General features: G+C 62.0%; 22 protein-coding genes, 1 other RNA gene and 1 riboswitch. Of the genes, 19 read left to right on the forward strand and 4 right to left on the reverse strand.

Features of this window, described 5'->3' with window-relative positions; all coding sequences use genetic code 11:
* The first annotated feature begins 157 nt into the window (after nucleotides 1-157).
* From hisG to NFR19_RS02160, 16 genes are all read left to right on the forward strand, one after another.
* Nucleotides 158-1,846 (forward strand): ATP phosphoribosyltransferase, encoded by a 1,689-nt coding sequence (gene hisG / locus NFR19_RS02085; RefSeq protein ID WP_251212122.1) that lies wholly within the window; start codon nucleotides 158-160, stop codon nucleotides 1,844-1,846.
* 85 nt (nucleotides 1,847-1,931) lie between these two features.
* A complete protein-coding gene (gene hisD, locus NFR19_RS02090; RefSeq protein WP_251212123.1) occupies nucleotides 1,932-3,305 on the forward strand; it encodes a histidinol dehydrogenase in 1,374 nt (457 codons plus the stop codon).
* Nucleotides 3,305-4,420, forward strand: coding sequence for a histidinol-phosphate transaminase (gene hisC, locus NFR19_RS02095; protein WP_251212124.1), 1,116 nt, complete (start codon nucleotides 3,305-3,307; stop codon nucleotides 4,418-4,420). The genes hisD and hisC overlap by 1 nt, the downstream gene beginning before the upstream one ends.
* Entirely contained in the window at nucleotides 4,413-5,000 is a 588-nt protein-coding gene (gene hisB, locus NFR19_RS02100) for an imidazoleglycerol-phosphate dehydratase HisB (RefSeq protein ID WP_251212125.1), read from the forward strand. The genes hisC and hisB overlap by 8 nt, the downstream gene beginning before the upstream one ends.
* 61 nt (nucleotides 5,001-5,061) lie before the next feature.
* Nucleotides 5,062-5,820: an imidazole glycerol phosphate synthase subunit HisH gene (gene hisH, locus NFR19_RS02105; protein ID WP_251212126.1), complete on the forward strand. Its 759-nt coding sequence runs from the start codon at nucleotides 5,062-5,064 to the stop codon at nucleotides 5,818-5,820.
* A 3-nt stretch (nucleotides 5,821-5,823) separates the two neighbouring features.
* Nucleotides 5,824-6,609 (forward strand): 1-(5-phosphoribosyl)-5-[(5-phosphoribosylamino)methylideneamino]imidazole-4-carboxamide isomerase, encoded by a 786-nt coding sequence (gene hisA / locus NFR19_RS02110; RefSeq protein ID WP_251212127.1) that lies wholly within the window; start codon nucleotides 5,824-5,826, stop codon nucleotides 6,607-6,609.
* 67 nt (nucleotides 6,610-6,676) lie between these two features.
* Entirely contained in the window at nucleotides 6,677-7,441 is a 765-nt protein-coding gene (hisF, locus tag NFR19_RS02115; RefSeq protein WP_251212153.1) for an imidazole glycerol phosphate synthase subunit HisF, read from the forward strand.
* Nucleotides 7,442-7,456: 15 nt separating this feature from the next.
* Nucleotides 7,457-8,575 (forward strand): DNA/RNA non-specific endonuclease, encoded by a 1,119-nt coding sequence (locus tag NFR19_RS02120; protein ID WP_251212128.1) that lies wholly within the window; start codon nucleotides 7,457-7,459, stop codon nucleotides 8,573-8,575.
* A gap of 19 nt (nucleotides 8,576-8,594) precedes the next feature.
* Complete coding sequence (hisI, locus tag NFR19_RS02125) at nucleotides 8,595-8,924, forward strand: phosphoribosyl-AMP cyclohydrolase (RefSeq protein WP_251212129.1); 330 nt, start codon at nucleotides 8,595-8,597, stop codon at nucleotides 8,922-8,924.
* Between the two features lie 140 nt (nucleotides 8,925-9,064).
* Entirely contained in the window at nucleotides 9,065-10,195 is a 1,131-nt protein-coding gene (ftsZ, locus tag NFR19_RS02130; protein ID WP_251212130.1) for a cell division protein FtsZ, read from the forward strand.
* Nucleotides 10,196-10,219: 24 nt separating this feature from the next.
* Nucleotides 10,220-11,092, forward strand: a complete 873-nt coding sequence (locus NFR19_RS02135) for a purine nucleoside phosphorylase YfiH/LACC1 family protein (protein ID WP_251212131.1) — start codon at nucleotides 10,220-10,222, stop codon at nucleotides 11,090-11,092.
* Entirely contained in the window at nucleotides 11,083-11,772 is a 690-nt protein-coding gene (locus NFR19_RS02140; protein WP_251212132.1) for a YggS family pyridoxal phosphate-dependent enzyme, read from the forward strand. Before NFR19_RS02135 ends, NFR19_RS02140 begins: the two co-directional genes overlap by 10 nt.
* Before the next feature lie 98 nt (nucleotides 11,773-11,870).
* Complete coding sequence (locus tag NFR19_RS02145; protein WP_251212133.1) at nucleotides 11,871-12,659, forward strand: cell division protein SepF; 789 nt, start codon at nucleotides 11,871-11,873, stop codon at nucleotides 12,657-12,659.
* Between the two features lie 14 nt (nucleotides 12,660-12,673).
* Nucleotides 12,674-13,486: a pyrroline-5-carboxylate reductase gene (gene proC / locus NFR19_RS02150; RefSeq protein WP_251212134.1), complete on the forward strand. Its 813-nt coding sequence runs from the start codon at nucleotides 12,674-12,676 to the stop codon at nucleotides 13,484-13,486.
* Nucleotides 13,483-13,740: a YggT family protein gene (locus NFR19_RS02155; protein WP_251212135.1), complete on the forward strand. Its 258-nt coding sequence runs from the start codon at nucleotides 13,483-13,485 to the stop codon at nucleotides 13,738-13,740. The genes proC and NFR19_RS02155 overlap by 4 nt, the downstream gene beginning before the upstream one ends.
* A gap of 54 nt (nucleotides 13,741-13,794) precedes the next feature.
* Nucleotides 13,795-14,568, forward strand: coding sequence for a DivIVA domain-containing protein (locus NFR19_RS02160; protein WP_251212136.1), 774 nt, complete (start codon nucleotides 13,795-13,797; stop codon nucleotides 14,566-14,568).
* A 176-nt stretch (nucleotides 14,569-14,744) separates the two neighbouring features.
* Here the strand turns inward: NFR19_RS02160 and rnpB are convergent.
* Nucleotides 14,745-15,186, reverse strand: an RNA gene (gene rnpB / locus NFR19_RS02165) — RNase P RNA component class A.
* 54 nt (nucleotides 15,187-15,240) lie between these two features.
* Between rnpB and NFR19_RS02170 the strand changes: the two genes are divergently transcribed.
* Nucleotides 15,241-15,870: a thiamine diphosphokinase gene (locus NFR19_RS02170; RefSeq protein ID WP_251212137.1), complete on the forward strand. Its 630-nt coding sequence runs from the start codon at nucleotides 15,241-15,243 to the stop codon at nucleotides 15,868-15,870.
* A 35-nt stretch (nucleotides 15,871-15,905) separates the two neighbouring features.
* Here the strand turns inward: NFR19_RS02170 and NFR19_RS02175 are convergent, their stop codons facing one another.
* From NFR19_RS02175 to NFR19_RS02185, 3 genes are read right to left on the reverse strand one after another with little or no spacing between them, the layout of a single operon-like run.
* Nucleotides 15,906-17,138 (reverse strand): ABC transporter permease, encoded by a 1,233-nt coding sequence (locus NFR19_RS02175; protein ID WP_251212138.1) that lies wholly within the window; start codon nucleotides 17,136-17,138, stop codon nucleotides 15,906-15,908.
* On the reverse strand, nucleotides 17,125-18,315 hold the full coding sequence (locus NFR19_RS02180; protein WP_251212139.1) for an ABC transporter permease: 1,191 nt from the start codon (nucleotides 18,313-18,315) through the stop codon (nucleotides 17,125-17,127). Before NFR19_RS02180 ends, NFR19_RS02175 begins: the two co-directional genes overlap by 14 nt.
* A gap of 12 nt (nucleotides 18,316-18,327) precedes the next feature.
* Nucleotides 18,328-19,263, reverse strand: a complete 936-nt coding sequence (locus tag NFR19_RS02185; protein ID WP_251212140.1) for an ABC transporter ATP-binding protein — start codon at nucleotides 19,261-19,263, stop codon at nucleotides 18,328-18,330.
* A gap of 145 nt (nucleotides 19,264-19,408) precedes the next feature.
* Between NFR19_RS02185 and NFR19_RS02190 the strand changes: the two genes are divergently transcribed.
* Entirely contained in the window at nucleotides 19,409-20,113 is a 705-nt protein-coding gene (locus tag NFR19_RS02190; protein WP_251212141.1) for a helix-turn-helix transcriptional regulator, read from the forward strand.
* Nucleotides 20,114-20,149: 36 nt separating this feature from the next.
* Nucleotides 20,150-20,259, forward strand: a riboswitch (TPP riboswitch).
* Nucleotides 20,249-21,631, forward strand: a complete 1,383-nt coding sequence (thiC, locus tag NFR19_RS02195; RefSeq protein ID WP_285813430.1) for a phosphomethylpyrimidine synthase ThiC — start codon at nucleotides 20,249-20,251, stop codon at nucleotides 21,629-21,631. It overlaps the preceding riboswitch by 11 nt.
* Nucleotides 21,632-21,652 lie beyond the last annotated feature (21 nt).

Here is a 21,652-nt window from a genome sequence, read left to right on the forward strand (position 1 = left end):
TGCGCTCGTGGGAAACCTGCTTCGCTCTTATTGCTTTATTACTCTACTGTGATAAAGTATTACCCTATTCAGATCTCGGTACGTATCGAAGAGGGACTACGACAAGGATGCGCCCCTGTTCTCTTTGAAGCGAGAGGGCGCAAGAGGTGATGGACACATGAATCTGGTGACCCCGTTGGGCTTTCGCGATGTGCTGCCCGCCGAGGCAGGCGAGCGCGAGCGCATCACGCGCGCTGTGCAGGATCTGTTCGCGGCGCGCGGCTATCTCCCCGTTGAGACGCCTACGCTCGAGGTGATGGATGTGATGGCGGTGGGTGGTCGTATGCCCGCGTCGTCATTCAAGTTCTTCGATTCGCAAGGTGATCTGCTCGCGATGCGGCCCGATGTGACGCTCCAGATCGCGCGTATGGCGGCCACGCGCATGGGCCCTGACATCGAGCAGTTGAAACTCCGCTACACCCAACGCATCTTTCGAGAGACTGATGCGCTCGGTGCTGCCCAGACGCGCGAGATGACCCAGATTGGCATCGAGGACATTGGGGCCTCCGGCGAAGCTGCCCCAGCCACTGCCGATCCAGATGCCGAGATCGTGCAGCTGTGCGTGGAGGCTTTGGCGGCGTGCGAGGTTCCGTATGTGGTGCTCGCCATCGCCACGGTGGGCCCCCTCCGGGCGTTGCTTGATCGCTCGGGTGCGCCGGAGGCATGGCGGCGCGCGGTGCTGAACGCCTATCACGCCTCCGATTTCGTGGAGGTTGACCGTTTGTGCGATGTCGCGCATCTGCATGAAGGGACAGCTCCGGCATACGCGCAGGCCATTCAGCAGCTCGCGCGCATTCGCGGAGGGGCGGAGGCGATTGATGCTGCGCGCGATCTGTTGGTGCCGCTTGGCTGCACGGATGGGCTCAGCGCCCTTGCCGATACCTGCGAAACGCTTCGGTGTACCTGTGCGCACGCTGAGGTGCTGATCGATTTCTCGGTGATCAGCTCGTTCGATTACTACACAGGCATCGTCTTCGAGGCATATGCGCCCGATCTGGGCACACCACTTGCCAGTGGTGGTCGCTATGACAATCTGATCGGCGCCTATGGAACGGCGCGCCCGGCGGCTGGCTTCGCTATTCTTCTCGAGCGCGCGATGGAAGCGGCGGCAGTTCCCCGCACGGCGGAGCGCGCGCTGCGCCCGTTGCGTATTGCGGTTCCGAAAGGGGCGCTGAACGCGCAAGCGCTGGCGTGCTTGGAAGCGTGCGGCCTTGATGTGGCAGGGCTGCGCGACCCGGGTCGTCAGTTGGTGATCGCAGCACCCGGCGTGGAGTACATCATCGTGCGCCCCTCCGATGCACCCGCCTTCGTAGCCTCAGGGGCGGCCGATTGCGGCATCTGCGGACGCGACAGCTTGGACGAAGCTGCGCTTTCCGTGGTGCAGCTGGCCGATCTGCGCTTTGGTGGCTGCCGTTTCGTGGTGGCACAGCCCGTGGGCGCCGAGACGCGCATCGCCGAGCGCTACCGCCGTTTGGGGTCCATTCGCGTTGCCACCAAGTACCCGCGCATCGCTCAGGCGCATTTCGCGCGGACGGGCATGCAGGTTGAGATCGTGAAGCTCAACGGCAACATTGAGCTTGCACCGCTCACGGGCATCGCCGAGTGCATCGTTGACATCACGGCCACGGGCACCACGCTGCGTGAGAACGATCTTCGCATCGTCGAAGATGTGCTCGATTCCACCGCGCGCTTCTTCGCGAACCCGTGCGCGCTGCGCACCGATGGGCGCATAGTAGAATTAGCCAGACAATTGGCCGCGCATGCGCGAGGGGCCGTATTCGACCCTATTGCCGGAGGCACGACGTGAGCGGACGTACGGGCACGATCGAAGATGTTCGCGCGTCGACGCATACGCGCAGACGCAGTCAGCCGATGACCGTAAGGAGCACGCAATGATGCGACGCATCGAATTGAAGCCATGCGAGCCGTTCCAGAGCTCGTTCATCGATCGCACGGGCGCCTTTAACGCGCAGGCGCTCACCGCCGCCACGCAGATCGTGGAGGACGTGCGCACGAGGGGAGATGCTGCGCTGATCGCATTGACGGAGCGCTTCGACGGGGTAGTGGTAGATGCGCTGCGCGTTCCGCAGGCGCAGCTCGACGAAGCGGCGGCGAAGATCGATCCGGCCACGTTGGCGGCGCTTCAGCACGCTGCATGGCAGATTCGCGATTTTCACGAGCGCCAGCTCCAGCAGAGCTGGGTATATGCGCGCGAGGATGGCGCGGTGGTGGGTGCAAAGGTGACCCCGCTCGATTCGGTGGGCATCTATGTGCCCGGCGGGCGTGCGCTCTATCCGTCCACGGTGCTCATGAACGCGCTGCCCGCAAGCGTTGCCGGTGTGGAGCGCATCGTGTGCGTGACGCCGCCTGGGAAAGACGGCCAGGTGGATGCGGCTCTTCTGGCAGCTGCGAAGATAGCGGGCGTGACCGAGGTGTACACGGTGGGTGGGGCGCAGGCCATTGCCGCGCTCGCGTACGGCACCGAGACGATCAGCCCCGTGTGCAAGATCACCGGACCGGGCAATGCGTACGTGGCGGCCGCGAAGAAGATCGTGTCGGGCGATGTGGGCATCGACATGATCGCGGGGCCCTCCGAGGTCTGCGTGGTGGCCGATGGTACTGCTGAGCCTGCGCTGGTGGCTATCGACCTCATGGCGCAAGCCGAGCACGACCCGCTGGCCGCCTGCTACCTGATCTGCGAGGACGCCGAGTATGCCGATGAGGTGGAGCAAGCCATCGAGGAGCGGCTGGCGCATTCTCCGCGCGCGGAGATCACGCGTCGCTCGCTTGAGGATCATGGCCTGATCGTCATCGTGTGCGACATGGATCAGGCGATTCAGGCAGTGAACGTCATCGCACCTGAGCATCTGGAAATGCACGTGCGCCACGCCATGGACTATCTGGGCCAGATCACAAACGCAGGCGCTATCTTTTTGGGCGCATGGACGCCGGAGGCGGTGGGCGATTATGTGGCGGGCCCGAACCACACGCTGCCAACAGGGGGCACGGCGCGCTATGCGAGCCCGCTTTCGGTGGACGAGTTCGTGAAGAAGAGCTCCATCATCCAGTACTCGCCCCGCGCGCTGGCAAACGATGCGAAGCATATCATGCAGATCGCCTTGCACGAGGGGCTCTGGGCGCACGCGCAGTCAGTGGCGCTGCGCATGGATGGGGTAGCAGGCGCCATCGGGGAACATGCCTCGCATGCCTGTGAAAGCGCTGGTGGGTCTGCTGTGGGCGTTCCTGCGCACGGGGTTGATGCGTGATGGATCGCGTGGTTGCCGCAGCGCCACAGCTTGCGAACATCGTTCCGTACGATCCGAAATACCTGCCTGCACAAGCGTATCTTTCGGCGAATGAGAATCCGCGCGATGTTGACGGCGACATTCGTGCGCAGATCGAAGAAGAAGTGCGCGCGGTGGCGCTCAACCGCTACCCTGACCCGCTCGCGAACGATCTGCGCGATCTGATAGCGCATGCCAACGGGCTTGACCGCGATTGGGTGCTGGTGGGCAACGGGGGAGATGAACTGCTCTTCGACACGGCGCTCGCTTGGGGCGGCCCGGGGCGCACGTTCTTGAACATGCCGCCCACGTTCAGCGTGTATGCAGCGAATGCGCGTTTGACCAACACGCCCATCATGGACATTCCGCGCACGCATGGTTTCGCCATTGACGAGCAGCGTGTGTTGGAAGCGCTGGCTGATCCCGACAACAACATCACCTTCACCATCGTGGCGAGCCCCAACAATCCAACGGGTCTCATGGCGCCACCGGAGTTCCTCGAGCGCGTGCTTGCCGCCACCGATGCGCTCGTCATGGTGGACGAGGCGTACTTCGAGTTCAGCCGTCAGACCATGCGACCGCATCTGGAGCAGCACAAGAACCTGGTCATCTTGCGAACGTTCAGCAAAGCGTTCAGCTTGGCCGGTGTGCGCATCGGCTATATTCTGGCGCACCCTGAGGTGATCCGCGAGTATCTGAAGGTACGTCAGCCCTATTCGGTGGACGCGGTCAGCCAAGCCATCGCGCGCGTGGTGTTTCGTAATCGCAGCGCGTTCGAGCCGCGCATTCAGGAGATCATCTCCGAGCGGGGCCGCCTGACCGAGGCGCTGCGCACGCTTCCTGGCGTCATACCGCATCCCAGCGAGAGCAACTGGGTGCTCTTCGAGGTACCCGACGCACCACAGGCATGGCGCTTTCTGTATGACCGCGGCATTCTCGTGCGCGATTTCAGCACCGCGCCCGGCCTGGAGGGCACGCTCCGCGTTACCGTGGGCACGCCGGCGCAAAACGATGCGTTCTTGTCGGCGCTGCGGACCTTCGTGCTCGATCCTGACGATAGGTTCCGTTCTGAGAAAGGAAGTGGCAACCATGCGTGAAGCGACCGTTCATCGGGCCACGCGCGAGACTGACATTGTGGTCACCATCGACCTCGATGGCACGGGCAACGCCGATATCAGCACGGGCGTGCCGTTCTTCGATCATATGCTGGATGCGTTCTGTCGCCACGGCTTGTTCGATCTGACGGTGCAGGCGCAAGGCGATTTGGACGTGGATGCGCACCACACGGTAGAGGATGTGGGCATCGTGCTCGGGCAGGCCATCTGCCAAGCGCTTGGCGACATGCGCGGCATCACGCGCTTCGCGAGCCCCGCGGTGCCCATGGATGAAGCGCTGGTCATGGCGGCTATTGATATTTCCGGCCGCGGTGCGCTGTACTGGCGCATGGATATCCCCATCGAGGCCATCGCAACCTTCGACACGCAACTAGCAAAGGAGTTCTTCGTGGCGCTCGCGACCAACGCGCGCATGACGCTGCATCTTGAGCAGTTTGAAGGCGAGAACGCCCATCACCTGATCGAAGCGGCGTTCAAGGCGTGCGGGCGTGCGCTTTGCCAGGCGGTGGCCATCGATCCGCGCAATGCAGGGAATCTGCCCACCACGAAAGGGAAGCTATGATCGGCGCCGCGCTTCGGAAGGAAAGCCCGCGCGGGCGCAGCCGCTGTTTCGAAAGGGCGCTATGATCGTCGTCGTTGACTATCAGAAGGGCAACATTCGCTCGGTGGCGCGGGGGCTGGAAGCTGCGGGTGCTCAGGTGGTGGTGTCGCAAGATGCGGAGGTCATCGCGCACGCCGATGCGGTGGTGCTGCCCGGCGTGGGTGCCTTTGCGGATGCGATGCGCACCATGGAAGAGCTTGGTCAAGACGAAGCGGTGCGCGCAGCGATCGAGCGCGGAGCTCCGTTCCTCGGCATCTGCTTGGGCATGCATCTGATGTTCGAAGCAGGCGAAGAGCATGCCGAAGGCGATGGGCCCACGCCTGGCCTTGGTCTCATTCCCGGCGTTGTCTGTCGCATGTCCCGCACCGATGCGGAAGGTATCCCCTACAAGATCCCGCATGTCGGCTGGAACGCGGTGAATTCCGTTCCAACAAGCGGCGGGGGCTGTGCTCACAAAGCGAGTTCCGCACGAGCCGGAACGTCCAGTGGACGTTCCGTGCGAGCAGGACTGTCTGAGCGACTGAGCATTGCCCCCGCCGCTATGGGCGATGCTCCGCAGTCGCTCTTCGAGGGCATCCCCTCCGGCGAGCACTTCTACTTCACGCATAGCTACATCGCGCCGGAGAGCGATGCGACCATCGCAACGACCACGCATTCCGTCACATTTCCCTGCGCCGTGCGCCACGGTGCGGCATTCGGCGTACAATTCCATCCGGAGAAAAGTTCGGATGCAGGTCAGCGACTTCTCGCTAACTTCGTCCGTTTCGCGAGAAAGGCGTAGAGCATGTATCTGCTTCCTGCGATCGACATCCTTGACGGCAAAGCGGTGCGCCTTGAGCGTGGCGATTATGCGAAGGTGACGGTGTATCACGATGATCCGGCGCTGCAAGCGCAGCTGTTCGAAGAGGATGGCGCCGACTGGGTGCATGTGGTCGATCTGGACGGTGCGCGCACTGGCGAGCCGCAAAACATCGCGGTCATCGAGCGCATATTGCAGCGCACCAAGCTCAAGGTTGAGGTTGGCGGGGGCGTGCGCACGCTGGATACGTGTCGTCGGCTGGCTGATGCGGGCGTGGCGCGTATGGTGCTCGGCACTGCGCTCGTGAAAGACCCCGATATGGCGCAGGCGGCGCGCGAGGAATTCGGGCCCGATATGCTTTCCGCGGGCATCGATGCTGACCGGCATGATGTGAAGGTGGAAGGTTGGGTGCAAGGTGCGGGCGTTGACGCATTGCAGCTGGCCGCCACCATGCGCGATTTCGGGTTCGAGCACATGATGTACACCGACATCGCGCGTGATGGCATGCGCACGGGCATTTCGGCGGCGGCCTACGTGGAGATGGCGCAGGCGTTCGGCAACCCGGTCATCGCCAGCGGAGGCATTGCCATGCTGGCCGATATCACGGAGCTCGCGCGCGTCTCAGACGATATCGAGGGCATCATCGTGGGCCGTGCCATCTACGAGGGCGCGTTCAGCGTGAAGGACGCCGTGGCAGCGTGCGCAGGTACGCTGCGCGCTGATGCGGATTTTTTGCAAGACCTGGAAACGCCGATCGAGATCGATTCGTAAGGAAGAGATGCATGATGGGTAGCGCCAGCGAGCAGAACCTTTGGCACTCGCACGTGAGGGCGGCGGTATGCTGACGAAGCGCGTCATACCTTGCATGGATGTGCGCGATGGGCGCGTGGTGAAGGGCGTGAACTTCGTGAACCTGCGCGACGCGGGCGATCCTATCGAATTGGCGCAGCGCTACGATGAAGAGCGCGCCGACGAGGTCGTCTTTTTGGACATCACCGCAACGAGCGACGACCGTGCGACCACTGTTGAGCTGGCCAGTCGTGCCTCGGAGTGTTTGCGGCTGCCCTATACGGTGGGTGGTGGCTTTCGCAGCGTTGCCGACATTCGACGCATGATAGCGGCGGGGGCGGACAAGGTCTCCGTCAATTCCGCGGCGGTGAAGGACCCATCGCTCATCACGCAGGCGGCACGCGCGTTCGGCACGCAGGCGGTCATCGTGGCCATCGATGCGAAGCGGGTTGCTGGTGCGCGCGATGCGTGGGAGGTCTACGTGTCGGGCGGTCGGAGCGCTACCGGGATAGATGCGGTTGCCTGGGCGCGCGAGGCGGCGCGGCGCGGCGCGGGAGAGGTCTTGCTGACCAGCATGGACCGCGACGGCAGCCGCGAGGGTTTCGATTGCGCGTTGACCCGCGCAGTGGCGCGTGCGGTCGACATTCCGGTCATCGCCAGCGGTGGCGTGGGACGCCTTGAGCATTTCGCGCAGGGTATTCTGGAGGGTGAGGCCGACGCGGTGTTGGCTGCCAGCGTGTTCCACTTCGGTGAATTGACCATTCGAGAGGTGAAAGAGGACATGGCCCGCCACGGCATTCCCGTTCGCCTCTAAGGGAAGGAGGGCATCGTGCTCGAAAAGGACCGTCGGATCGCTTCCGCACTGCGGGCGGTATGCGCCTTTGCTCTGACAGGCGCGCTCGTGCTGAGCACGGGGTGCGCGGGCGTCGTTGCTGCTTCACCTGCCGAAACGGCGGCACAGACTGCGACCAGCCAAGCACCCTCTGCCGACCTGCGCTCTCTGCAAGAGCATGCCTTCGCAGAGACGACGCGCGTCGAGGACATCACCGATCAGGTTGCTTCTCTGGCAGATGTTGGCGCATACGCAGGTGAGCCGGGCGTCTACTTGAACAACAATAACCCTGTTTTCTCAGATGACGACCTGGCGCAGCCCTACGGCACCGAAGCGTACGGCGAGCTCGATCGTTTAGGCCGTTGCACCGGCGCGTTCGCGGTTGCTGGTCCTGAGACCGAGCCCACGCAGAAGCGGGGAAGCATCTCGGGCATCCATCCGAGCGGCTGGCAGCAGGCGGCCTATCCCGATCTGGGTCTTGACCATCTGTACGAGCGCAGTCATTTGATCGCCCATTGTCTGACGGCTGAGGATGCCAACGAGCGCAATCTGATGACGGGCACGGGCTATATGAACCAAGGCGTCATGCAGACGCTCGAGCAGAAGATGGACCGCTACATCGATGCCACCGATGGTCATCTGCTCGTGCAGGTCACGCCGGTATTCCACGGAGACGAACTGGTTGCCCGCGGTGTTCAGATGCAGGGGTATTCCCTCGAGGACGCAGGAGCATCCATCTGCTTCAACGTCTACCTTCATAATGTGCAGCCTGGTGTGTCCATAGACTATGCAACGGGATCAAGCGCGCCTGAGCAAGAAGCGGCATCGTTGGCCAGTACGGACCCCGCGCCCGCCGAAGCCGCAGACGAGGCAGCGACGGCCGCAGTGGCTCAGCAGGCGCCCGCGCATCATCAGGAAACCGCTCATCATGAAGAGGCAGCCGCTCATCATGAGCAAGCGTGCTCGTACGTGCTGAACACCAATACGCATAAATTCCACTACGCGAGCTGCTCTTCGGTCCATCGCATGAAGGACAAGAACAAGAGCTATGTGGAAACGACGCGCAGCGAGGTCATAGCGGCTGGCTATACGCCTTGCGGCAACTGCTGTCCGTAGCGTGGGGGAAGGCGAGCAGGTGAACGATCTCAGCTTGACGTATAACGAGCACGGCCTGATCCCCTGTATCGTGCAGGATGCCGATACGCGCGAAGTGCTCATGATGGCCTGGATGAACGCGGAGGCGCTTGACCGTACGCTCGAGAGCGCGCAGATGTGGTTCTGGTCGCGCAGCCGCCAAGAGCTCTGGCATAAGGGTGCCACCAGCGGTAACGTGCAGCACCTGACAGAGCTGCGCTACGATTGCGATGCGGATGCGCTGCTCGCACTCGTTCATCCGGCGGGGCCTGCGTGCCACACCGGTCAGCGCACATGCTTTTATCGCGTTCTTGCTGACGAGAGGTCATGAACGGTGCGGAAAGCATCGGCTTTACATTGCATGCGCTCGGGATTAGTGTAGAATTGCCTATTACGTATGCCTAGCGCACAGGGCGCAGGCGAACAACATGAAAACGCAGCACGCAAACGCAGCAGCTTGGAGGAAGTCACATGCCGAACTACACAAGCGATCATCTGGCGGTCATCAAGGTGGTAGGCGTCGGCGGCGCCGGCACGAACGCGGTCAACAGGATGGTCGAGAGCGGGGTGCGCGGCGTTGAGTTCATCGCGGTGAACACCGACCGCCAGGCTTTGCTGATGTCAGACGCCGACAAAACCATCCATATCGGAGAAGAGCTCACGCGCGGTTTGGGTGCGGGCGCTAACCCTGAGGTGGGTTGTCAAGCTGCCGAAGAGAGTCGTGCTGAGATCCGTGAAGCGCTGGCCGAGGCCGATATGGTGTTCGTTACGGCGGGTGAGGGCGGCGGCACGGGTACGGGCGCTGCCCCTATCGTGGCCGAGATCGCGCGCGAAGAGATCGGCGCGCTCACGGTGGGCATCGTCACCAAGCCGTTCGGCTTCGAGGGGCGTCTGCGTCGCAACCAGGCCGAGCAAGGCATCGACCTGTTGGGTGGCAAGGTGGACACTCTCATCATCATTCCCAACGATCGCTTGCTCGAGATCGTGGATAAGAAGACCTCCATGGTCGACGCGTTCCGCATCGCAGACGATACGCTTCGTCAGGGCATCCAGGGCGTGACCGACCTCATCACCATTCCGGGCCTCATCAACCTTGACTTCGCCGACATCCGTACCGTCATGAAGGATGCGGGCACGGCCATGATGGGCATCGGTTTGGCATCGGGCGAGAACCGCGCGTTGGAAGCGGCTCAGCAAGCCACCAACTCGAGCCTGCTCGAGGCTTCCATCCAGGGTGCCTCGCGCGTGCTGTTCTCCATTGCGGGCGGCATGGACCTCACGCTCACCGAGGTGAGCGATGCGGCGCGCACCATCGAGATGTGCGCCGACGAGAACGCCAATATCATCTACGGCCAGATCATCGACCCCGAGATGAACGACGCGGTGCGTATCACCGTCATCGCCACCGGTTTCAAGAGCTCGCCTTCGCAGTCAGCTATGGATTTCTCGGCGCGTCCGGCTATGCAGGACATGTTCAGCTCCACCGAGCCGCCAGCCGCTTCGGCCTATGAGCAGCCGCAACTCTCGCAGACCTCATACGGTCGCAGCAATGGCAGCTTCGCTGACGACGACTACATCCCAGATTTCCTGCGTCGCTCGTAGCGCGCGCTCACACGGCAGAGCCGCATGCATACCGTTTGTGATGCCATGTATCTTCCGATGCCCCAGCTTGTCTCTCGCACAGCTGAGGGCATCTCTTTTTTGACCGACGACGCGCTGTATGCGGCATGCGGCGTGCGCATCGCGTTTACCGGGCGGGCAGGTGGCGTGAGCGAAGGTGCGTTCTCGTCGCTGAACCTGGGAGATCATGTGGGTGATGATCCGTGTGCGGTCGTGCAGAATCGCACACGGCTCCTGCAGGCGCTCCATGCCGACGCTGCGCAGCTGATCACGCTCAATCAGGTGCATGGCGACACGGTGCTCGTGGTGGAGGATGCGTCATCTGATGAGTTCTCCGCTGTGCGCGCGCAAGCGCGCTCCGGTGCTGATGCCATAGTGGTTGGCGCGTGCGAGGTGGCGCCCGTGCTCTGCTTCGCGGATTGCGTGCCGGTCATCATCGTCTCTCCATGTGGTGCCTTCGCGGTTGCGCATGCCGGGTGGCGGGGGGTCATGGCGGGCACCGCGCGCGCAGCGCTGCATCAGCTGGCATCGCTCGACGTTCGACGTGGCGTGGCACCGTCCGTGCGCGAAGCAGCTGCCACCTTCAATGCGTACATTGGGCCGCATATCGGTGCGTGCTGCTTCCAGACAGGCCACGATGTGCGCCTTCGCTTCGCCGAGCGCTTCGGAAACGATGTGCTGACAGGAGACGATCGCGTCGATCTTGCGGCTGCTTTGCGTATAGATTTGGAAGCAGAAGGTGTGAGCGCGGAGCGGATCGCGCAAAGCGATCGGTGCACCGTGTGCAACGCGCAGGAGTATTTCTCGTATCGAGCGTCGGGCGGTACGTGCGGCAGGCATGGTGCTGCGGCGGTCAGGAGGTGTGCGCCATGTCCATAGCGGCCCAGTATGCAGAGGTTTCGTCAGAGGTTCGCGACGAGTGCGAGCTCGTCGGTCGGGCGGTGTCGGAGGTCACGCTGGTTGCGGTGTCGAAGACGGTGGGGCTTGCCGGAGTCGAGCAGGCCATTGCTGCGGGGGCTACCGATTTCGGCGAGAACCGCCCCGATCAGCTGGTGGCTAAAGCTGAGGCGTTTCCGCAGGTGCGCTGGCATTTTATCGGCAATATCCAAAGCCGCCAGATTCCCAAGATCGTGCAACATGCTCACCTGATCCACTCGCTTTTTGAAGAGAGGCATGCTGCCAAGATCGGCGAAGCTGCTGCTGCGCTCGGCAAGGTGCAAGAGGTGCTTCTTGAAGTGAATGTATCCGGCGAGCAGTCGAAAAGCGGCGTCGATCCCGCGTCGTTGCCAGCGCTCGTGGAGTTTGTGGGCGCGCTGCCTCAGGTGCGCATACGCGGGCTCATGACCATGGCACCGCAGGGCGACCGGGATGCCGCCCAGCGTGCGTTCGCAGGGTTGCGGCGGTTGGCAGACGAGATACGCAGCGGTATGGATGCCGTACAGGCCGCTTCGTTCGATCAGCTTTCCATGGGCATGAGCGAAGATTGGCGCATCGGTATCGAAGAGGGCGCAACCATTGTCCGCATCGGACGCGCCATATTCAGTGACGATTTCGCGTGATCTTAGCAAATTGGGCCGTTTTAGGGTTTAATGGTACCTACGTATGCGTAAGACCAGAAGACGCCGCCACGCGGCGCTGATCTGAGGAGACATGAGTAATGGCGAATGTCAGTGAGCTGTTCGGCGACCTGAAGTCGAAGCTTGGCATAGGCAATCGGAACGCCCAAGCCGAATACGATGAATACGACGAGTACGAGGGCTACGACGACTACGAGGGCGACTACAACGACTACGAGGATTATGACGATTACGATGACGGCTACACCACCCGTGGCGGCTATGGCAACCGCAATACGGTGACAACGCGCGAAGCGGGAACGACGCCGCGCCTGGTATCGTATTCGGACGTGCGCGAGAGCAGCCGCTCTACCAGCCTGTCGGGCACGGGCGCGCGGCGCTCGTCGGGCGGGCGCACGTTGATGGATTCGTCGCTTCCGCACTCCATGACGCCGGAAGGGGCTGCTGAGGTATCGGCGGCTGCATCGTGCAAGCACGCAGGTGGTGGTCTTGATTCGCTGTTCTCATCCACGACGCAATCCGATCGTGCCTCTGATAGCGGCAGTCGGCTGCCGGTGATCGGCGCTGCAAGCGCTGCGCGCGTTTCGGCATCGCTGGCGGGGCCGCGCGGTTTGCGCGTTATTCGTCCGACCGATTACGCGCAAGTGGCCGAGGTGGCCGGACTGCTGCGTGCGGGCGATGCGGTGGTGCTGGTGTTCAAGCAAACGCCAGCAAACCTCGAGAAGCGCCTGCTCGACTTCTCGTTCGGCGTGGCAAGCGCGCTGGATGCCAGCGTGGATTGCATCGCTAATAAGGTGTTCGCCATCACGGTGGGCGCGGCGCTGAGCGATTCCGAGCAAACGAGCCTGCGCACGCAGGGCATTCTGTAGGTCGGCGGCAGGCTATGACCATCTGCATCATCGGTTGCGGGAAGATGGGCGAGGCGATCCTCACCGGTTGGATCGGCGCTCGCACGGGCGCGGCGGCAGCGCTCGCTCCCGCAGATTTTCTGGTGGTGGGGCACAGTGACCAGCGCTGCGAGCAGCTGCGCCAGCGCCACGGTGTGCACGTGCAGACGGACATGGAAGGCGTCGATGCGGCCGACGTCATCGTTCTTGGGGTGAAACCGCAGGTGCTTCCAGGCGTTTTGGAAGAGCTGGCACCTCATCTGGCAACATCGCCGCACCTTGTCATCAGCATCGCAGCTGGCGTTGCCAGCGCCACCATCGAGGCGGCGTTGCCTGCGGGGGTGCGCGTGGTGCGCGCTATGCCGAACACGCCGCTGCAAGTGGGCCAAGGTGCGACGGCGGTAGCGGCAGGGGCATCCGCCACGCCAAGCGATCAGCGGCTGGTATGCGATTTGTTCGAGAGCCTTGGCGTGGCCGTTGAGGTGCACGAAGATCAGATCAACGCGGTAGCGGCATTGAGCGGTGCCGCACCGGCATACTATGCAGCGCTCATCGAAGCGCTCGTGGCGGCTGGCGAGCGCGCAGGTCTGCCCGCACCTCTGGGGGAGGCGCTGCTCGTGCAGAGCGGGTTTGGCACCTTCGATATGATGCGCAAAACGGGTGCAAGCCCTGAACAGACGCGCGTGGCGGTCTGTTCGCCTGGCGGCACCACGCTTGCTGCTCTGTCGGCCATGGACCGGGGAGGATTCGCGTCCTCCATTCAAGATGGGGTTCAGGCCGCCATCGATCGCGCAAAGGAGTTGGCATGATGCTTCCATGGATACTCGGTCAACTGATCAATGTCTACACCTTCATCATCTTCATCTATGTGTTGATGTCGTGGATCCCGAATCGCGGAGGCGTGATCGGGGATATCGAAACCGCACTCGGCAAGATATGCGATCCGTATCTCGACTTGTTTCGCCGTTTCATAAAACCTATCGGGGGAATGGTGGATATCTCGCCGATTGTCGCAATAATTGTTTTACAATTGCTGGAGATGCTTATATATTGGGTGCTCTAGCATCCATGTTTATTTGAGAGACGCGCACTGAGACGGACATCGAAGGGAACGAACATGGCCATCACCTCGGAAGATATTCAAAACCAGAGCTTTTCCATAGGACGTAAGGGCTATGACGTCGACGAGGTCGATGTATTCCTTGAGCATGTTGCTGACGAAATAGACCTTCTCAACGATCGTATCGCCGAGCTTGAAGACCAGCTCGCCGAAGCTGAGGCTCATGAGCAGGTGGTCGAGGTCGAGCGCGTTGACGCGGTCGAGGTCGAGCGCGGCGGTTCAGATGTTGATGAAGGCGAGTATGCGGCGCTTTTGGCCGAGAAGGACGACATCATCGCCGATCTGGAGGCGCAGCTCTCCGATAAGCAGGCGAACGACTCCGCCATCAGCCAAGCCCTCATCATCGCGCAGCGTTCTGCCGACGAGATCATCGTGAAGGCGAACGCACAGGCCAGCGAAACCATGCAGGATGCGCGCGACGAGGCTGAGCGCATTTTGGCTCGTGCGAATGCCGACAAGCAGGATGTGGTGGATGCCATCCGTAAACTGGAAGATGACCGCGAGGATGCGCGTACCGAATATGCCGAGATGCTGCGCGACATGATCGACGATGCTACCAGCAAGCTGAATGGCCTTGGGTTCGATGATGATATCGATGCCATCCCGGATGCGGGTGATATCGGCATCGTTTATGAAGAAGATGTGGCCGTTGAATACGAGACGCCCGAAACGGTGGAGCCGTCGGTCACGGCAGCGCCGGTTGCCAGTGCGTACGAGAAGGACCTCTCGGGCTTCGGCGATGTTGAAGACGACTTCGAGGACGTTGACTAGCCAAGGCACCACGCTTCAGACTTCATGCTCAGAAGAGGATCCCCCGGTAGAACCCGGGGGATCTTTTGTGCAGCGTACCTGTTTGTGTGGGCGCACCCTGTGCGCCCGATCGGCTCCATCGAAGCAAGGAGGCTGCTCGGCATGGGTAGCCCATAAGCGCAGCAGAGAATTTGAAAGGAGCAGGAGGGCCGATAAGCCGGGTTCTGTCGCGGGCGACCATTTATCTGGGATGCACGTCACCGCGCATCTCTAGCACGCTACCCGAACGCACGGCAGGCGGACCGTATCGCGTTCCTATTTGCGCTTGCTCCGGATGGGGTTTACCAAGCCATGCCGTTACCGGCATGCTGGTGCGCTCTTACCACACCGTTTCAGCTTTTCTCCTAGCCTGCGGCTCGTATGCACGTCACCTTCGCGTTCAAGCTTCGCTCGCAGCACCCAAGGCTGCTCACTCAGCTTTCAAGCGAATATGACGCACCTACGAGCCGCAGGCCGGTTAGAGTCTTCTTTTCTGCGGCACTTTCCGTCGGGTTGCCCCGCCCAGCCGTTAGCTGGCATCCTCGCCTGTGGAGCCCGGACTTTCCTCACGCCGAAGCGCGCGATCGCCTGGTCCTCCTGCGTCGTGGTATTCTAGCAAAACCGCAGCCAGTGCGCAGAGGAGGCGATACCCGCGTGAAGACGTGTGCGCTCGTAGGAGCATCGGAGTTCAATGCTGATTATTTCCAGTTCATGGACGACAACGGCCTGTTCGATTATGTGATGGCCGTTGATGGCGGATTCGCGCACCTGGAGGCCATCGGGCGGGCGGCGGATGCGGCCATCGGCGACTTCGATTCGCTCGGCTATGTTCCGCGCGGCTTGCGCGTGATACGCAAATCGCCCCATAAGGACGAATCCGATATGGAGCTTGCCATGATGCGGGTGAAGGCGCAGCGCTTCGATACCTTCTACGTGTTCGGTGCGCTCGGTGGACGCATGGATCACACGCTCGCGAACATGCAGCTGTGCGCCCAGTATGCGGAGAAGGGCATCAATGTGGTGGTGATCGATGCCAGCGCGCAGCTCACGTTTCTCGTCGGCCCCGATTCGCTCGAGGTACCGGCTTGCGAGAGCGGCACGCTGTCCATCTTCGCCATGAACGATGCATGCACGGGCGTTTTCGAGCGCGGACTGGAATGGGAGCTTGAGGACTATACGCTCACGAATCGCACAACGCTGGGGTTGTCGAACGAGTTCAAGGGCGATGCGGTCATGGTAGGTGTGGAAGAGGGCACGCTGGCGGTGTTCCTGCCGCTGTGGTGATTCGGCGGGACGCGGCACCTAGGTGCCCCCATCCGTCATGAGATGACTGTTTGCGCGGCAGCGTTGCCGCCAGCGGTGGAGGTTCGCGTGCGTAAGCGCGCCACCAAGAGCGCTATGACCAACAGCACCGCGGTGAATAGGAGCAGCACTCCCACGCTCTGCAGGATGGGCACGATCGCATCCAAGGTAGGCGTGCCGCTCAGATGCGCCGCCAGATCGCACGCCTTGTTGTACCAATACCCCGGCATGCATTGCGCTACGTGCAGCACCGTAGGCGACATGAGGTCGAGCGGCATCCATGCCCCGCCCAGGAACGACACCACCATGCCGCAGATGTTCCCGATGGCGTTCGACATGGTGATGGAAGCGCCGAATTGCCCGAGTAAGAACCCGACCGCCAGCGGGATGAGGCAGAACCCGAACATGCTCAGGGCGCACCATATGATGCCCGATATGGTCATGCTCGCCACTGCTTGAGGGAAGGTTGCCGCTCCGATGCCGAACGACCAGAGCCATGCGAATACGGTGATGGTCAGGCAGGCGAGTCCGAGCTGCACGTTGTAGGAGACGAACGATAGGGGCGAGATCAGGCTGCGTCTGCGCACGTCCGTGCGTCCCATGGCGGCCGTCAGCACGCCGATGCACACGGTGATGCCCGCGAATAGCGTGTAGGTGCTCCATTGCAGGTAGAAGAGGAAGCGATCGACCTCGGTCATGCTGGAGCCGGTCTCGAGGATGGTCGTGTGCGCGGTATGGCCGATCGCTTCGAGCGCGTCGTTCGCCACTTTGTTGAGCGTTGCCTCCGGATGCGCTGCCGCTATGGTGCGCACGGCGCTCAGATAGCTCCCCACGGCCTCATCCAGGTAGGCTCCTTCTGCGGAATAGTAGCTGAACACCACATCCAAGGAAGGCGGTTCGGCGCCTTCGCGCGCAGCGGTCGTGAACGCGTCTCCATAGCCTTCCGGAACGACGAGCAAGTAATCCACTGACCCTTTCGCCACTGCATCTTGGAATGCCTGACGGTCGTCAGCCACCTCGATCCTGCCGCCCTTTGCGCTCAGCGCTTCCGATATGCCTGCGGACACCGCGCTCGTGTCGCGATCGACGACGGCAAAGTCTCCGCGCTCGGGTTGGAACTGCTCGTCTGCTTGTCCGAAGTTGAACGACATGGCCATAAAGATGCCCATGAAGCTCAAGCCTATGATGTAGACGATCGGGAATATCAGATGCGCGCGCATGACGCGCAGGGCGCATTTAAATGCTCGCATAACGCTGCCTCCTGAGAGAGCTGGCCGATACTAGGAAGAGCAGGATGCTCATCGTGCATAGGATGCCAAGGTGTCCCATCAGTGGCCCTACGGTGTCGTAATACATGATGCTGTAGAAGGCTTGCGATATCTGGGTGGCCGGGTTGATGATGTCGGCGGCGGGGAATGCGGCCGAGATGGTATCAGCAAGCTCCATGGTGGGCTGCCCATACAGACCCGCGAAGAGGCTCGCGAAGCAGACCACGCCGGACAGGATGCCGTTCTTGCCATCTTCGGGAATGCGAGGGATCGCGGACAGCGCACAGCCTAGAGCGGTCGCCACCAATGAGGCTGCCGCTACAACGGTCAGGCAGGCTCCTTCGCGACCTGCGAAGTTCACACCACCGGCTATCTCCATGTAGGCGAAGGCGACGCTCAGGCAGGCGAACGAGAGCAGCCACGATGCAGCAAGGGTCGCGACGACGGTGCGCGCATAGTTGGTGGCGCCGATGGTACGGCGTGCTCCCAGCGCTGAGGTGTTCGCCTTGAGGCGTCGACAGGCGGTGAGTCCCATGCTGCCTCCGAAGAGCGCCGCCATGCCCAACAGGGCGAAGTAGAATCGCGTGGATTCCTTGGGCTGGTTATCGGTCACGTGCACCTGCACGGTGGCTCGCATCGGCTCGAACAACGCCTGGCTCACCGTGGGATCGACCAAGGCCGCCGGATCGGTCCGCGCGAGCTCTTTCGCGAGGTACGAACGTGCGGTGTATTCGTCCAGCATGAGCGCGAGGATGGAACTTTCCAGGTTCTCGAGGCCGCTCGTCGAGACGTTCCCGATCACGTACGCCTGCGGTTCGCCCTGGTCGAGCGTTATGTATCCCACGTAGGGCTCGTCGGTGCCCGCATGTCTCCGCACAAGATCGGCGGCGTCATCGGCCGTGGCGACGAAGGTGGGATCGAGCAGGCGGTCGTTCCCTTCGCTCATCGTATCGACGAATGCTTCGAAGGCCTGACCTTCTGTCGTATCATCAGGTTGCACAACGGCTACGCGCATGGGTTCGAGTTGTGCCATGTCGTCGAGGGGGCCGAACATCGCGATGAAGACGCTCGTGAGCACGAGCGGGAACAGAAGCGCCCACACCATGATGTCGGGGCTTCGCACCAGCCAGAGCAGCGTGTATTTGAAGGTGTTCCACATGATCCGTACCGCCTAATCGCGCAGGTCGCGGCCGGTGATCTCAAGGAACACGTCGTTCAAGGTGGGTGGTTCGGCCCAGATGCGTCCGGGGGTCACGTCGAAGGCGCGCAGGATGCCCAGCACATCGGACACATTGTGCTGCCCGTTCCCGCACGTGATGCGCAGCACATGCCCGTCGTAGTCCGCGCTCTGGACGCTGTCGAGCCCTTGTAGCTTAGCGCGTGCAGCTTCGGGCAGGTCCAACACGTCCACTTCGATGCGCTCGCCGATGCCGGTCATGATCTTCAGTTGCGCATTCGTGCCGATGGCCAGCGTGCGACCCTTATCCATGATCATGATGCGGTTGCAGAGCTCTTCGACCTCTTCCATGTAATGGCTGGTATAGACCACGGTGGTGCCGCGCTCGTTCATCTCAGTGATGCCTTGCAGGATGGAAGCGCGGCTCTGTGGGTCCACTGCGACCGTCGGTTCGTCGAAGAACGCCAGTTCGGGCTTATGCGCGATGCCGCAGGCGATGTTGAGGCGACGCAGCAGGCCGCCGGAGAGCTTCTTCGGCCGATGCTTTGCGTAGTCCTGCAGACCGACGAACTCGATGGCGTCGTTCACGCAGGCGCGCCGCTCGGCGGCATCGCTCACGTACAAGCCGCAGAAGTAGTCGATGTTCTCACGCACGGTGAGCTCTTCGAATACGGCGACATTCTGGGGAACCACGCCGATGCGCCGTTTCAGGTCGTAGCGCGTCGAGCTCATCTTCTCACCGAACAGCTCGATGGTGCCCTTGTCATAGGTGAGCAGCTGCAGGATGCAGTTGATGGCGGTGGTCTTGCCGCTGCCGTTTGGTCCGAGAAGCCCGAACACTTCGCCGCGCTCGATCTCCATATTGAAATGGTCGAGGGCGAGCGTTGTGCCATAGCGCTTCACCAGATTCTTCACATCCACGATGTTCACGTGACGGCCTCCTTGTCTTCGTGTGCGCTGCCATTATGTGAGAAAGAGCCTGCGCTCCGGTAGTGATATTTGTCATTCGTTAGCATCTTCCCTGTTCAGGCGGGTAAAAATGCAACGGGATCGACGATGTGGGTATAATCGGGGCATGGACAAGTTGATCGACAGCATCGCGATCTGGGGCGCGTGCGCTACGCTGGTGGTCGTGCAGGGAACCTCCGAGTTCTCTATCGTAGGGATGCTAGCGGCGCTCTTAGCGCTCTGTGCGAGCCGGGCGGCTCGGTGGAGCGCGCTGCGGATTGCGATCGCGTTCGCTTTAGCGCTCGCATGCGCGCTCTTCGCTCCTTTGATGCCCTTCCTTCCGGTGGCGACCTGCCTTGGCATGTTCGAGCGCCCGTGGTCAGTGCGCTTCGCGTGGGTCGCAGCGCTCGCCATCATCGCTTGGCGTTGCGGTGTCGCGTATGCGCTGCCTGTGCTCGCGCTGAGCTGCGTTGCAGTGCTGCTGTCGATCCGCACGGTTCGCTCCGTCGCTGATCGTAGCGGCATGCGCATCTCGCGCGATGCTCTGCGCGAGGACATGATCGAGCTTGCTGATCGCGCGCGGGCATCCGAGCTCGATCCTTCCCACGAAGCGCCGATCGTAGCAGATGCTCCCGCATTCGACCCGCTCGAAGGGCTGACCGACCGCGAGCGCAGCGTGGCGCATCTGGTCTCTGAGGGGTTGGACAATCGCGAGATCGCCGCGCGCCTCTTCTTGAGCGAAGGGACGGTGCGCAACAATATCAGTGCCATCTTGCAGAAGAAGCAGCTGAAGAATCGTACACAGCTGGCCGTGCTCTGTCTTTCCCATTAGCAGGCGCGCCGCGCTAGGCTACAATCCTTTATGACAAAGCAAGATCCGGGGAGCTCGGGGAAGCCGGGCTGAGAGGGGCGCCCCTGCGCTCGACCCGCAGAACCTGCTTGGATAATGCCAGCGAAGGGAGTTTTCATGACCACCGTCACCGATCAAGACCATGCTACCGATGAGCCGCGTGTCGCATCGGGCGCCGAACGTGCCTGCACGACGCAGATCGATTTCGCCCGGGCCGGACGCGTGACGCCGCAGATGCAGGCGGTAGCGCAGGCAGAGCAGCTGGATGTTGAGGACGTTCGGCAAGCTGTTGCGTGCGGACGTGTGGCGATCCCCGCCAATATCCACCATGCTGCACTTGCTCCGGCCGGTGTTGGCAGCCTGCTCGACGGGCGGCCCCTTTCCACGAAGGTGAATGTGAATTTGGGCATTTCGGGGGACAAGGCTGATGAGGCGCAGGAGTGGCGCAAGGTGGACGTGGCGCTTGAATTGGGCGCCGATGCCATCATGGACCTTTCCAACAGTGGGAAAACGGAAAGCTTTCGTCGCCGTCTGATCGAGCGCGCCCCCGCCATGATCGGTACGGTGCCCATGTATGACGCTCTGGGATACCTAGAAAAAGCGCTCATCCACATTACTGCGCAGGATTTCCTGGACGTGGTGCGCAAGCATGCCGAGGACGGGGTGGATTTCGTTACCGTGCATGCGGGCATGAATCGACGCGTGATCGACTCCTTCAAGGAAACCGGGCGCCTCACCAACATCGTCAGTCGTGGCGGGTCGCTCATCTTCGCGTGGATGGAGGCGACCGGCAACGAGAATCCGTTCTATGAGCACTACGACGAGGTGCTCGATATCCTACACGCACATGATGTCACCATCAGCATCGGTGACGCTATGCGCCCTGGTAGCACCTACGATGCCACCGATGCTGGCCAGATCGCCGAACTCATCGAGATCGGCAAGCTGACCCAGCGCGCGTGGGATGCCGGCGTGCAGGTGATGGTGGAAGGGCCGGGGCATATGGCGCTTGATGAGATAGCCGCCAATATGAAGTTCCAGAAGCGTTTGTGCCACGATGCTCCGTTTTATGGGCTCGGGCCGCTCGTGTGCGATATCGCGCCGGGCTATGACCACATCACGGCGGCTATTGGCGGCGCGGTGGCCGCCAGCGCTGGCGCCGACTTTCTCTGCTATGTGACGCCGGCTGAGCATTTGCGCCTTCCCGATGCGCAGGATGTGCGGGAAGGCCTGGTCGCCACTAAGATCGCCGCCCATGCTGCTGATATCGCGAAGGGGGTCGCCCATGCGCGCGACCGCGACAACCGCATGAGCGATGCGCGGCGGCGCGTAGCGTGGGACGAGATGTTCTCGTTGGCGCTCGACCCGGTGCGTGCGCGCGAATACTTCGAGAGCGCGCCTCCCGCCACGGAGGGCACCTGCACCATGTGCGGCGCCATGTGCGCGATGCGAACGGTTAATCAACTGATGGACGACAATGTGGTCGATCTGGGTCTTTGATACGCTAGAATCTGAGACCAT

This window comes from Adlercreutzia murintestinalis (genome assembly GCF_943192905.1).
GTDB lineage: Bacteria > Actinomycetota > Coriobacteriia > Coriobacteriales > Eggerthellaceae > Adlercreutzia_A > Adlercreutzia_A murintestinalis.